This window comes from Paracoccus sp. Ld10, assembly GCF_045064235.1.
Lineage (GTDB): Bacteria > Pseudomonadota > Alphaproteobacteria > Rhodobacterales > Rhodobacteraceae > Paracoccus.
On the sequence record NZ_JBISHD010000032.1, the window covers coordinates 547,303 to 560,538 of the forward strand.

Genomic DNA, 13,236 nt, shown 5'->3' on the forward strand with positions numbered 1-13,236 from the left:
ATTGATGGATTTTCCGATGTCCCCGACCCGATCGGCCGATCAGATCCACGCAGCGCTGTCAGCGCAGATCATCGCGGGCACGCTGCGCCCCGGCGACCCGTTGGCAGAGACGTCCCTTGCCGCGCGGTTCGGCATGTCACGAACCCCGGTCCGCGAGGCCCTGCAGCGGCTGGCGACGGAGGGGCTGGTGGAACGCGGGCCGCGCCGTGCCTTTCTGGTACGCCGGATGGGCAGCGACGCCCTCCGCCACCTGTTCGAGGCCGTGGCCGAACTGGAGGCGCTGTGCGCCAGCCTGTCCGCGCTGCGCATGACGCCGACGGATCACGCGTTGCTGGCGGGGATCCTGGACCGCGACGACCTGCCCGGCGCGGATTACGCGCAGGCCAACATGCGCTTTCACGAGGCGCTGCGCCACGGCGCGGGCAACACCGTGCTGGCCGATCTTCTGTCCGACCTGAACCGGCGCAGCCTGCCGTGGCGCAACGCCCAGTTCCGGGTGCGCGCGGCCCGCATCGCCACGTCGCGTGCGGAACATCGCGCCATCCTGACGGCGATCACCGCCCGCGATGCGGACCGGGCGGCCGATCTGATGCGGGCGCATATGGGCACGTCGCTTGGCGTGATCCTTGAAATGATCGCCGCGCGGGACTGACCCCTATTCCGCGGGCTGGGGTTTCGGATCGGCCACGGGAACGTCCCGGCGACCGATCCGTTCAATCAGAACATAGATCACCGGCGTCAGAAACAGCGTCAGCACAAACGCCAGCGACAGCCCGCCCACGATGACGGCACCGATGGCGCGACGGCTTTCCGCCCCCGCCCCCGACGCGGTGGCCAATGGTACTGCCCCCAGGATCGTGGCGATGGTCGTCATCAGAACGGGCCGCAGCCGCGTCACGGCACCCTCGCGCGCGGCGGTGACCAGATCGCGACCCTCCTCGCGCAGCTGGTTGGCGAATTCGACGATCAGAATGCCGTTCTTGGCCATAATCCCGATCAACAGAATCATCCCCACCTGTGAAAAGATGTTCACCGACGCTCCGGTCAACAACAACGTCGCCACCGCCCCCGCCAGCCCCAAGGGCACCGTCAGCATGATCGTCAGCGGCGTGCGAAAGCTTTCGAACTGTGCCGCCAGCACCAGGAACACGATCAACAGCGCCATGCCAAAGACGGTCGCGACACCGCCCTGATTCTCCTGATAATCCGCGGCCTGTCCGCGCCAGACCAGCAACGCGCCGGCGGGCAGGTCGGTCGCGGCCTGTTCGACGATGGCGATGGCGCGGGCCAGATCGGTCCCCTCGACCAGATCGGCCTCGGTCTCGACCGACACCAGCCGGTCATAGCGGTCGATGGACGGTACCGTGGCCCCGGTCGTGACGTCGGCGAATGCCGACAGCGGGATCAGGTCGCCGCGCGTGTTGCGGATCAGCACGGACAGCATGTCCTGAAGGCTGTCGCGATCTTCGGGTGCGGCCTGCAGGATCACCGGATATTGGCGGCCGTCGCTGGTGTATTCACCGACATTGCGAGACGCGAACAGCACCTGCAGGGTCTGGGCGACGGTCTCGCTGTCCAGACCCAGATCCTGGGCGCGGGTGCGGTCGATCTCCAGCGATGCGCCGGGCTGATTGGCGGCGTAATCGACCTCGATCCCGGACAGGCCCGGGGAATTGGCCAGATTTGCGGCCACGCCTTCGGCCCATTCAGCAGCGCGCGCCAGATCGGGGCCGCCGATGGACCAACTAATCGAGCCGCTGCCACCGCCAAGGCCCAAGCCCCCCGAGGGACGGATCGAGGTCGACACCTCTGTCATGGCGGTCAGCTGCGGGCGAAGGTCCGCCATGACCTCGTCCACGGTGACGTCGCGACTGTCCCACGGCGCCAGGTTCACGAACATCAACGCACGACGCGAATCCGCGCCCGGACCGATGATGGCAGTGATGTTCTCGACGATGCCCTGATCGCGCAGCGGCTGCATCATCGCCTCGACCTTGCGCGTCGCGGCGTCGGTGTATTCCAGGTTCGACCCCTGCGGCGCGTTCAGCACGATGCGAAAGCTGCCGCGATCCTCGTCCGGGGTCAGCTGGCGTGGCAGCGCCTGATAGACCGACACCGCCCCCGCGACCAGAAACGCGGTGCCCGCCAAAATCACCACGGGACGCGCGATCAACCGCGCCAGAATGCGGTCATAGCCGCGTTCCAGCCAGACAATGGCACGGTTCATGGTGCGGGTCAGCAGGTTCGGACGATCGTCGCGCGGCATGACGCGCGCGGCCAGAACCGGCGACAGGGTCAGCGCCACAAGGCCCGACACGGCGACCGCAATGGCCAGCACGATGCCGAATTCCGCGAACAGCTGGCCCAGTTCGCCGTCCATGAAGCTGACCGGGACGAAAACGGCGATCAGCACGGCCGTGGTGGCGATGACGGCAAAGCTGACCTGCCCCGCGCCCTGCCGCGCGGCCTCTGCCCGCGATTTGCCCATGGCGCGGTGGCGCTGGATGTTCTCCAGCACCACGATGGCGTCGTCGACGACCAGACCGATGGCCAGGATCAGCGCGAACAACGTCAGGATGTTGATGGTGAACCCCAGGGCCAGCATGCCCAGTGCCGCGCCCAGGGCCGATACCGGGATGGTCACGATCGGCACCAGCGACAGCCGCACGGACCCCAGGAACAGAAAGATCACCGCCGTGACCAGGGCCACCGCCTCAAGGAACACATGGATGACCTGTTCGATAGAGCTTTCGATGAACACGGCCTCATCGGTGGTGATGGTCAGCGCCATGCCGTCGGGCAGGGTGTTCCGGATCCGGGCCAGTTCGGCCCGCACGGCAGACGATATGGCCACCGTGTTCGATTGCGCCTGCGGCAGCACGCCAAGACCCAGGGCGACGACGCCGTTCGCGCGATAGATGGTGGTGGTCTCCTCGGCGCCCTCCTCGATGCGGGCGACGTCGCCAAGGCGCAGTGGGCGCCCCCCTTCGTTGCGCAGCACGACCTGTCGGAACACGTCAGCCGAATTGAACCGCGTCTGCGCCAGCACCTGCAGCTGCCTTGCGCCCGTCTCGATCTGGCCTGCGGGCAGCTCGATGTTGTTGGCCTGCAGCGCGCCGATGATGTCGCTGGTGGTGATGCCATAGGCGGCCATGCGCGCCTGATCCAGCCAGATGCGCATCGACGGCGCGCGTTCGCCAAACACCTGTGCATTGGCCACGCCCGGCAGGCGGGCCAACCTGTCGGTGATAAAGCGGCTGGCGTAATCCGACAGCTCCAGCGGCGTCATCGACGGGCTGGACAGGGCCAGCCGGATCACCGGGTCGCCCTCGTCGTCGTTCTTTTCCACGCTTGGCGTGTCGGCCCCGTCGGGCAGGTCGTTCAGCACCCCTTCGATGGCGGCACGGACGTCGTTGGCGGCGCTGTCGATGTCGCGGCCCGGATCGAATGTCAGCACGCTGCGCATCCGGCCCCTGTCGGAACTGGTGCGCATGGCGGTGACGCCGCTGACGCCGGCCAGCGCGCCCTCGATCACGGTGGCCAACTGGTTGTCGACCACGTCGGGGGCGGCCCCGGTGTAATTCACGCGGACGCTGACCTCGGCCGCCTCGACCGAGGGCAATTCGCGCACCGGCAGGCGGGTGATGGCCACCGCCCCGATCAGAACGATCAGCAGGTTGATGACGGTGGCAAAGACCGGGCGGCGCAGGGCAAAGTCGGGAACGCTCATCCGTCTGCTCCGGTCAGGGGATCAGCTGCGGCAGTACGGTCAGGGCGCGGGGTCGCCGTGACGGCCGTGCCCGCCTGAACGCGGTGAAGGTTCGACACGATGATCTGTGTGCCCAGATCCAGCCCCCCCAGAACCTCGACCAGACCATCGGATTGCTGGCCCACCTGGATGTCGGCCCAGGCCGCCTCATCGCCCTGCACGATCAGCACACGCTGGACGTCGCCCTCGACGCTCAGCGCGGATTCGGGGACCGCAGGGCGTTCGCGCTGATCCAGTACCAGTTCGACCTGCAGGAACATCCCGCCGGTCAGCGCGCGGTCCGGGTTGGGCATCTGCGCCCGCAGCGCGATGGACCGCGTGGCGGCATCGACGCGCGTATCGACCAGGCTGATCGTCGCGTCGAACACCCGGTCGGGCCAGGCCGACGACCGCAGCTGTACCCCCTGCCCCACCTCCAGGCGCGGCAACAGCATTTCAGGTACGCCGAAATCGACCTCGATCACCTCAAGGTCGTCCAGCGTGGCGATGGGGGTGCCGCTGTCCAGCATCTGCCCCTCGACGAGGTCGGTCAGGCCGATGACCCCGGAAAACGGCGCGCGCAACTGGCGATCCTCCAGCACCACTTGGGCGCGGTCGCGTTCGGCCTGGGCGCGCAGCTGGGCCGCGCGGGCGGTCTGGAACGCCGCGTCCGACGCCGATCCGCTGGCGTTCAGCCGTTCCTGGCGGGCAAAGGCGGCCTCTGCCTCGGCCAGGGTCGCCTCGGCTGCGGCAAGATCCGCCTGTTCGGCCCGGTCGTCCAGTTCCAGCAGCACGTCGCCGCGCGCGACCTGGGCACCGGGGCGGAACGCGATGCGGGTGATGCGGCCGCTTGCCTCGGGCATCAGGTCGACCGCGCTGCGGGCCCGCGCGGTGCCGACCGCACGGACGCTGTCGACGAAACGGGCGGTCTGGACGGACACCGTTTCGACGGGGACCGCCTGCCCGGAGGGGCCGCCCCGGTCGCGGGCCTGTTCGGGTTCGTCCAGCAGCCGGTCCGACAGCGTCATGCCCCCGGCGGCCGCGGCGATGATCACGATGGCACCGATGGTCGCCTTGACGAAGCGCATGGTCTGTCTTCCTTGGTCTCGGGCCAGAGGGGGCCGGCCACCCTTGCCGCAGGGCGGTGCTGCGCGCAGATTGCCCCTTGGTGCGCATCGTGCAACTGATAATCCCGTGTAACGGCCCGAAACCCGAACTCTGCTCCGTGACGCGGCATGCAGCCGCCCCCGAAAGGATCCCCGATGGGTACGCCCGACGACCTGACTTTGGCCATCGATGTCGCCCATGCCGCCGGAGAGCTGCTGCGCGCGCATTGGAACGACCGTGACCTGCTGACCATCGACGCCAAGCGTCAGGGCGACTTTGTGTCGCAGGCCGATCACCGGTCAGAGGCCCTGCTGCGCGACCGCCTGCTGGGCCCGAACCCCACCGACGGCTGGCTGGGAGAGGAAACAGACGCCATCCCGGGCAACCGCCGCTGGATCGTCGATCCGCTGGACGGCACGAGCAATTTCCTGCGCGGCATCGCGCATTGGGCGGTGTCCATTGCGCTGGAACAGGACGGGCGGCTGGTGCTGGGCGTGATCCACGACCCGCTGAAGGGAGAGACGTTCAGCGCCATGGCCGGGTCGGGCCTGCAGCTGAACGGCCGCGATCTGACCCCCGCCGCGCCACCGGGCTTTGACGCGGCGCTGTTCGGCACGGGCCTGCCGTTCGGCAGCATGCCGCATATCGACGATCATGCCGCCGATCTGGCGCGGGTGTTGCCGGGGACGGCGGGCGTGCGCCGCATGGGTGCGGCGGCGCTGGACCTGGCCTATGTCGCGGCCGGGCGGCTGGACGGATTCTGGGAACGCCGCCTGCGCCCGTGGGACATCAGCGCGGGTCTGGTCCTGCTGCGCGAGGCCGGAATGCGGGTCGAGGGCTGGACCCCCGACGAACGCCCCGAGGATACGGGTACCGTGATCACCGCCCCGCCCGCGATCTTTGACCGGCTGGCCACCACCCTGCGCGCGGGGGGCTAGGCCAGCCGCGCGTACAGGTCGCCCGATCCGCCCCGAGGGTCCAGCCCGGATACCCACAGACGCGCGCCCTCCGCGTCGCGCCAGTCATCCCACAGGAACACCCCCGCCTCTCCGGTGACGGGGTTGAACCGGTACTGCCCCAGTTCGGCCAGCCGGTCGATCACCGCCAACGTGCGGTCGCGGAACGCGGGCAGGTATTCGACAGACAGCATCGGCACGGGCTGGCTCAGCCCGGACAGCACGTCCAGTTCGAACCCCTCGACGTCGATCTTGACGAAATCCGGCATGCCATGGGCCGCGATCAGCGCGTCCATCGTGGTCATCTGCACGTCCTGGCTTCGGTCCCACCGGACATGCTCGAACCCCGGCGCGTCGGCGGCCTCGGTCGCGAAACTTGTGCTCAGCGACGACACCGTAGGGTGCAGCGACGACACCGCCATGCGGGCCATGGTCTGGGTCGGGCCGACGGCCTGTTGCACCAGAACGATGTCGCGCGGCAGGCTGCGACGCAGAAAACCGGCGAACGGTTCCTGTGGCTCGCAGGCGATGACGCGGGCCCCGGCGGCACGCATGGCGCGCGCCCGGCTGCCGACATGCGCGCCGATGTCGAACGCCAGATCGCCCGGCTGCAACAGTTGGCCATAGAACGTCCGCAACTCTTTGCGGCGCAGGGGATTGTAATAGATGGCAAGCGACCGGATCAGCCCCATATAGGCACGCAGTTGCATCGGGTATCCTCAGGTTATGCGGGTCCACCCTATGTCCATCCGGATGCCGCGTCCAGAAAGCCGGGGTCGTTCGGAACGGCGCGCCGAACTTTGCGACATTGTGCCACAACGCGGCAACCTTTGCGGAACTGCTACGTGTTTCAAGACGTTGCGACAAACGTGGCACCCAAATTATCAGGGACGAAAGTTGACCGATGCACGTATTTCCGCCCACCACCCTTGTTGCGCCGTCGATCACCGCGACTGGTGACCCGTTGACGTTGCGCACGGCAGAGCGGGTTGCGCGCATGGTTTCCGATCTGAGGCTGGGGCTGCCCGTGGTTCTGCTGGGCGAACCTGCGGCGGCGCTGATCCTGCCGGTCGAGACGTTGTCGGCTGAGCGATTTGCCGCCTTGGGCGCCGGGGGCGAGTTGGTCCTGACGGCCCGCCGCGCCGAGGCCTTGCGCCATCGCCCGCACGAAGGTGAGGTCGCGTTGTTCCCCGTTCCCGCCGGTGCGCGGCTGAACTGGATTCAGGCGTTGGCTGATCCGTCCCGACAAATGCCTGCATCCGCAGCCCTGCCTCAGGCACCACAGCACGCGCCGACCGTCCTGCACCACGCTGCAATTCGATTGGTCAAGGCGGCGGAACTGTTGCCTGCGGTTCTGGTGATCACCGGTCCCGATGTCGTCGAAACCGCCATGCGCAACGATCTTGGCATTCTGTCCGCCGAGGATGTGCTGAACCAGATTCTGCTTCCCCGCGATCCGCGCCCGGTATCCCATGCGCGTGTTCCAATGCTGTCTGCGCGGAATGGTCGGCTGCACGTCTTTCGCGCCAACGATGGCGGTCCCGAACATTACGCGGTCGAGGTCGGAACCCCGGATCGCGACCGGCCTGTTCTGGTGCGTCTGCATTCGGCGTGTTTCACCGGAGACGTGCTTGGCAGTTTGAAATGCGACTGCGGCCCACAGCTTCAGGCAGCCCTCCGCGCGATGGAGGCGAACGGCACCGGCGTACTGTTGTACCTGAACCAAGAGGGTCGCGGCATCGGGTTGGCCAACAAGATGCGCGCATACAGCCTGCAGGATCAGGGCCTGGATACGGTCGAGGCCAACCACCGACTCGGATTTGAGGATGATGAGCGCGATTTCCGCACGGGTGCGGCGCTGCTGCGTCAGTTGGGGATCGGGCGCGTGCGGCTGATGACCAACAACCCCGCCAAGATCGCCCGTCTGGACAGCGAGGGGATAGAGGTGGTCGAACGGGTCGAGCTCAAGGTCGGTCGCGGACCAGAAAACACCCGCTATCTGGACACAAAAGCGCGCAAGTCGGGACATCTGCTGGCATGACGGCCCGCGCATTATGGTGCACCGCACCAGGCGTGGCGCAGTTGCGTCCCGCGAACATAGGCCATGGCGTCCATGTCCGCACCTTGTTTTCGGGCATCAGCCGCGGCACGGAACGTCTGGTTCTGTCGGGTGAGGTACCGGAAACCGAACGCGACCGGATGCGTGCGCCCTTTCAGGAGGGTGACTTCCCGTTCCCTGTCAAATACGGCTATGCCAATGTCGGTCTGGTGACCGAAGGGGCGTTGGCCGGTCGCCATGTTTTTGCGCTCTTTCCCCACCAGACCGAGTTCCGCCTGTCCGACGACGCGCTGATCGCGTTGCCCAATGCATTGCCGCCAGAGCGCGCAATCATGGCCGCGAACATGGAAACGGCGTTGAATATCCTGTGGGACAGCGGCGCGGGCGCGGGTGACCGCATTGCCATCGTTGGCGGCGGGCTCGTCGGACTGTTGACGGCCTATCTGGCCGCGCGCCTGCCGGGGTCAGAGGTGACTGTCATCGACCCTCTGCCCGACCGCGCTGCTATCGCCCGTGCCTTGGGCTGCGCCTTTGCGGCACCGGACGATGCAACCGGCGACCGGGACGTTGTGATTCACACCAGCGCCTCGCAGGCCGGGCTGGGCCTTGCCCTGTCGCTGGCAGGCCCGCAGGCCACCGTCGCCGAGGCCAGCTGGCACGGTACGCAACAGGTGGCCCTGCCCCTTGGGGGGGCCTTTCACAGCCGCCGCCTGCGCATCGTCAGCACACAAGTGGGCAGCATCCCGCCCGACCGTGCACCCCGCTGGACCTATCGCCGCCGTCTGACCAAGGCGTTGGACCTGCTGTGCGACGCGCGGCTGGACACGCTGATCTCCGGGCAGACGGCGTTCGCCGACCTGCCCGGCGCCTATCCCGGCATTCTGGCCGATCCCGCCACGCTGTGCCACCGCATCGCCTATTGACCCATCTGGAGACACCATGTTCGCCGTCGAAGTTCGAGACCACATCATGATCGCCCATTCTTTCCCGTCGCCGACCTTTGGGCCGGCCCAAGGGGTGCATGGAGCGACGTTCACCGTCGATTGCGCGTTTTTCGCGGCCGAGATGGATCACGAGAGCCTGGTCGTCGACATCGGTCTTGCGACCGAAGCGCTGGCCGAAGCCCTGGCCCCGCTGCGCTATAAGAACCTCGACGATATTCCTGAGTTCAAAGGAAAAATGACGACCACCGAATTCTTGTGCAAGCATATTTTCGACCAGATGGCCACGACCGTGCGCGACGGTGGCCTGAAAGACGGCGGGCGCGTCAAGAAGCTGCGTGTGCTGCTGCACGAAAGCCACATGGCCCGCGCCTGGTACGAAGGGGACATCTGACCATGGGGTTTTCGGCGGAATGGCTGGGCCTGCGCGAACCTGCCGACATGGCGGCACGCGACGCGGCCCTGCTTGCGCAGGCGGCGGCCTTGGCAGGGGCGAACCCTGTCGTACTCGATCTGGGCTGTGGCACGGGGTCGACCTTGCGCACGTTGGGGTCCCACCTGCCGGACAACGCCCGCTGGCATCTGGTCGACAACGACCCCGCCCTTCTGGAACGGGCCGCAACCGAGGCGCCGGGTCGGGCGACGGTTCATCAACTGGACCTGCGCGATTTGGACAGCCTGCCGTTGGAGGGCGTGACTCTGGTCACGGCATCGGCGCTGCTGGACCTGATGCCTGCCGAATGGATCGTCGCGCTGGCGGCTCGTTTGGCCGATGCGGGCGTCCCGTTCTATGCCGCGCTGTCCTATGACGGGATCATGTCCTGGGACCCTGAACTGCCTCGAGATGACGACGTGACACGCGCGTTCAACTACCATCAGCGCGGCGACAAGGGTCTTGGCCCTGCGCTTGGGCCGGACGCTGCCGTGATGGCGGCGCAGATCTTTCGCGATGCAGGCTGCACGGTCCACACGGCGCAAAGCCCATGGCGCGTTGGCCCTGATCAGGCGCCGCTGCATCGCGCATTGGTCCAAGGCATCGCGGAGGCTGCTGCCGACGCCGGCCTGTCGGTCGCCACCGATTGGGGCAGAAGCCGGATCGCAATGGCCGGCGACAGTCGCTGCCTGATCGGGCATCATGATATGCTGGCCTTGCCCCCCGGCAGCGCCTGATACCCCGAGGAGGATCGCCAATGCATGCCGTTAACGTCACCTCTCGGGTCTGGGAACGGCTCTTGTCGGTTCGCACCGGTCAGGCCTGTGCATGCTGCGGTCGGTTCAACCCGGCAGAGCGTGCGGCGATGGATCTGTATGGCCCCATCGCGCGACGCGATCTGGGCCCTGTCACGATTGCCCAGATCGGCCAGTCGCTGGACGGGCGCGTGGCCACGGCCACCGGCGACGCGCGCGACGTGTCCGGCCCCGAGGGGCTGGCGCATCTGCATCGCCTGCGCGCGTTGGTCGATGGCGTGGTGATCGGCGTCAAGACGGCGCTGCACGATCAGCCCCGCCTGACCGTACGCCTGTGCAGCGGCCACAATCCGGCGCGCATCATCATCGACCCGCGTGGTCGTTTGCCCGATGACGCACTGGTGCTGGTGGCCGATGGCGCGCGGCGGATCATCGTTACCGGCATAGACCGCCCTCGCGCGCCCGGGATCGAGGTGCTGCGCCTGCCCGCCCCTGGTGGTCGCCTTGACCCTGCGCGGGTGCTGGACGGACTGCGCGACATTGGCATGGGCTCGCTGCTGATCGAGGGTGGCGGCATCACCATCACCGGTTTCCTGGAGGCAGGCCTGCTGGACCGGTTGCAGGTGTCCATCGCACCGCTGATCATCGGATCGGGACCCCAGGGCCTGACCAGCCTGTCGCCCGTGGACAAGCTGAAGGACGCGCTGCGCCCGGATACGCGCGTCTTTGGCATGGGCAGCGACATCGTCTTTGATTGTGCATTCGGCGATCAGGCGACCCGCGCGGTCATGCCGCTGCATGAGGCGCAGCCGCTGATCACCGCCGCCAGCTGAACGAACCCTCGCCCAGTGCCGGGGCCGCGCCCTGGGCCACGGTCCTGCTGCGCGACAGGGTGATGGGTGTTCGCAGGCCCGCGATCCCCCCGGGCGCCACGACCATGCTTCGCGCCTGCACCTGTGGATCGGACAGGGCTTCGGACACGCGGTTGATCGGTCCCGCGGGGACGCCCACAACCGTCAGTGCGGCGATCAGGTCGGCGCGATCGCGCACAGCCATCGCCCGCGCCAGCGAGGCGCAAAGGACTTCGCGCTCCGCAACCCGCTGTGCATTGGTGGCCAGCGTCGGGTCATCTGCCAGTGCGGGCAGGTCCAGTGCCAGGCACAGCGACCGGAACTGACGGTCGTTTCCGCAGGCGACGATCAGATGCCCGTCACGCGCCGGAAACACCTGATAGGGCACGATGTTCGGATGGGCATTGCCCAGGCGCGCAGGCTCGACCCCGCCCAGCAGGTGGTTCGCGGCCTGATTGGCCAGCACCCCCACCGCGCAATCGAACAGCGCCAGATCGACATGCTGCCCCTGCCCCGACCGCGCACGTTCCGCCAGCGCCGCCTGAATGCCGATGACACCGTACAGGCCCGTGAAGATGTCGATCCACGCCACGCCGACCTTTTGCGGATCGCCCGCAGGATCGCCGGTCAGATCCATGATGCCGCCCATGCCCTGAACCATGAAATCGTATCCCGGCTGGCTGGCCCGCGGCCCCGTCTGCCCGAACCCCGTCACCGAAGCATAGACCAACCCCGGATTGCGCGCCGACAGCGTTGCATGGTCCAGTCCGAACCGGACCAGCCCACCGACCTTGAAGTTCTCGATCACGACGTCGGCGCCATCGATCAGCGTCCGCAGGCGGTCCAGATCGTCCGCGTCATTGAAATCACAGGTGACGCTGGTCTTGCCACGGTTGGTCGCGTGGAAATAGGCGGCCACCGTTTCCATCGTGCCATCCGCGCGGGGACGCTCGATGAAAGGCGGGCCCCATCGGCGGGTGTCGTCGCCTTCGGGGGATTCGACCTTGATCACCTCGGCCCCCAGATCCGCAAGGGTCTGGCCGATCCAAGGACCGGCCAGGATGCGCGCCAGCTCGACGACGCGCAGACCGGACAGCGGGCCAGCCGGCGGGCCTTCAGGCAAAGGCCTGCAGCCCCGTCTGTGCGCGGCCCAGGATCAGGGCGTGGACATCATGCGTGCCCTCATAGGTATTCACCGTCTCCAGGTTCTGGGCGTGGCGCATGACGTGGTATTCGGCCTGGATGCCGTTGCCGCCATGCATGTCGCGCGACAGCCGCGCAATATCCAGCGCCTTGCCACAGTTGTTGCGCTTGATGATCGAAATCATCTCGGGCGCGAACCGGCCCTGATCCATCAGGCGACCAACCCGCAACGACGCCTGCAGGCCCAGGGCGATCTCTGTCTGCATGTCGGCCAGCTTTTTCTGGAACAGCTGTGTCGCGGCCAGGGGGCGGTTGAATTGCTTGCGATCCATCCCGTACCGATGTGCGCGGAACCAGCAATCTTCGGCCGCCCCCATGACGCCCCAGCTGATGCCATACCGCGCGCGGTTCAGACAACCGAACGGCCCGGACATGCCGCTGACATTGGGCAGCAGGGCGTCCTCACCGACCTCGACATTCTCCATGACGATCTCGCCGGTGATCGAGGCGCGCAGGGACAGCTTGCCGCCGATCTTCGGCGCGCTGAGGCCCTTCATGCCCTTTTCGAGGATGAACCCGCGGATCTTGCCGTCATGGGCATCCGACTTGGCCCAGACCACGAACACGTCCGCGATCGGGCTGTTCGAGATCCACATCTTGGCCCCGTTCAGGACATAGCCGCCTTCGGTCTTGACCGCGCGGGTCTTCATGCCCGCCGGGTCCGACCCGGCATCGGGTTCGGTCAGGCCGAAACAACCGATCCATTCGCCGGATGCCAGCTTGGGCAGATATTTCATCCGCTGCTCCTCGGACCCATAGGCATGAATCGGGAACATCACCAGGCTGCTCTGCACCGACATCATCGACCGGTATCCGCTGTCGATCCGCTCGACCTCGCGCGCGACGAGGCCATAGGCGACATAGCCCGCACCGACCCCGCCATATTCCTCGGGGATGGTCACGCCCAGCAGGCCGCTGGCGCCCATCTCGCGAAAGATCTCGGGGTCGGTCTGTTCGTTCAGATAGGCGTCGGTGACCCGCGGGGCCAGCTTGTCGGCAGCAAATGACGCCGCCGTCTCGCGGATCATGCGTTCATCCTCCTCTAACTGGTCGTCCAGCAGAAAGGGGTCTTCCCAGGCAAAGGCCGTGCCTTTGTGATCGACGGTCGTCTTGTCCAGCATGGCGATGGGTCCTGCATGTGATGACTGTTGCCAACAAGGTAACGCAGCCGGACGTTTGTGAA

Annotated in this window: 12 protein-coding genes; 7 read left to right on the top strand and 5 right to left on the bottom strand. The window is 67.0% G+C overall.

The features are described 5' to 3' along the window. Window positions 1-16: 16 nt before the first annotated feature. Entirely contained in the window at window positions 17-652 is a 636-nt protein-coding gene (locus ACJJVR_RS16475) for a GntR family transcriptional regulator (RefSeq protein ID WP_405406190.1), read from the top strand. A 3-nt stretch (window positions 653-655) separates the two neighbouring features. Here the strand turns inward: ACJJVR_RS16475 and ACJJVR_RS16480 are convergent, their stop codons facing one another. Further along, on the bottom strand, window positions 656-3,730 hold the full coding sequence (locus ACJJVR_RS16480) for an efflux RND transporter permease subunit (RefSeq protein ID WP_405406191.1): 3,075 nt from the start codon (window positions 3,728-3,730) through the stop codon (window positions 656-658). Beyond that, window positions 3,727-4,836, bottom strand: a complete 1,110-nt coding sequence (locus ACJJVR_RS16485; RefSeq protein WP_405406193.1) for an efflux RND transporter periplasmic adaptor subunit — start codon at window positions 4,834-4,836, stop codon at window positions 3,727-3,729. Before ACJJVR_RS16485 ends, ACJJVR_RS16480 begins: the two co-directional genes overlap by 4 nt. A 174-nt stretch (window positions 4,837-5,010) precedes the next feature. Between ACJJVR_RS16485 and ACJJVR_RS16490 the strand changes: the two genes are divergently transcribed. Next, window positions 5,011-5,793 (top strand): inositol monophosphatase family protein, encoded by a 783-nt coding sequence (locus tag ACJJVR_RS16490; RefSeq protein WP_405406196.1) that lies wholly within the window; start codon window positions 5,011-5,013, stop codon window positions 5,791-5,793. Here ACJJVR_RS16490 and ACJJVR_RS16495 read toward each other — a convergent pair. Next, a complete protein-coding gene (locus ACJJVR_RS16495; protein ID WP_405406198.1) occupies window positions 5,790-6,521 on the bottom strand; it encodes an FkbM family methyltransferase in 732 nt (243 codons plus the stop codon). The genes ACJJVR_RS16490 and ACJJVR_RS16495 overlap by 4 nt on opposite strands. A gap of 287 nt (window positions 6,522-6,808) precedes the next feature. Here ACJJVR_RS16495 and ribA point away from each other — a divergent pair, with 287 nt between their 5' ends. Genes ribA through ACJJVR_RS16520 form a run of 5 tightly spaced genes read left to right on the top strand, consistent with a single transcriptional unit; the run spans window position 6,809 to window position 10,832 of the window. Next, on the top strand, window positions 6,809-7,852 hold the full coding sequence (gene ribA / locus ACJJVR_RS16500; protein WP_405406481.1) for a GTP cyclohydrolase II: 1,044 nt from the start codon (window positions 6,809-6,811) through the stop codon (window positions 7,850-7,852). Window positions 7,853-7,884: 32 nt separating this feature from the next. Further along, window positions 7,885-8,793, top strand: a complete 909-nt coding sequence (locus ACJJVR_RS16505) for a zinc-binding alcohol dehydrogenase (protein WP_405406200.1) — start codon at window positions 7,885-7,887, stop codon at window positions 8,791-8,793. Between the two features lie 16 nt (window positions 8,794-8,809). Then, entirely contained in the window at window positions 8,810-9,205 is a 396-nt protein-coding gene (locus ACJJVR_RS16510; protein ID WP_405406202.1) for a 6-pyruvoyl trahydropterin synthase family protein, read from the top strand. Window positions 9,206-9,207: 2 nt separating this feature from the next. After that, window positions 9,208-9,981: a class I SAM-dependent methyltransferase gene (locus tag ACJJVR_RS16515; RefSeq protein ID WP_405406204.1), complete on the top strand. Its 774-nt coding sequence runs from the start codon at window positions 9,208-9,210 to the stop codon at window positions 9,979-9,981. A gap of 20 nt (window positions 9,982-10,001) precedes the next feature. Next, entirely contained in the window at window positions 10,002-10,832 is an 831-nt protein-coding gene (locus tag ACJJVR_RS16520; RefSeq protein ID WP_405406205.1) for a RibD family protein, read from the top strand. Here ACJJVR_RS16520 and ACJJVR_RS16525 read toward each other — a convergent pair. Further along, window positions 10,816-11,973, bottom strand: a complete 1,158-nt coding sequence (locus ACJJVR_RS16525; protein WP_405406207.1) for a CaiB/BaiF CoA transferase family protein — start codon at window positions 11,971-11,973, stop codon at window positions 10,816-10,818. The genes ACJJVR_RS16520 and ACJJVR_RS16525 overlap by 17 nt on opposite strands. After that, a complete protein-coding gene (locus ACJJVR_RS16530; RefSeq protein WP_405406209.1) occupies window positions 11,966-13,174 on the bottom strand; it encodes an acyl-CoA dehydrogenase in 1,209 nt (402 codons plus the stop codon). The genes ACJJVR_RS16525 and ACJJVR_RS16530 overlap by 8 nt, the downstream gene beginning before the upstream one ends. Between the last annotated feature and the right edge of the window lie 62 nt (window positions 13,175-13,236).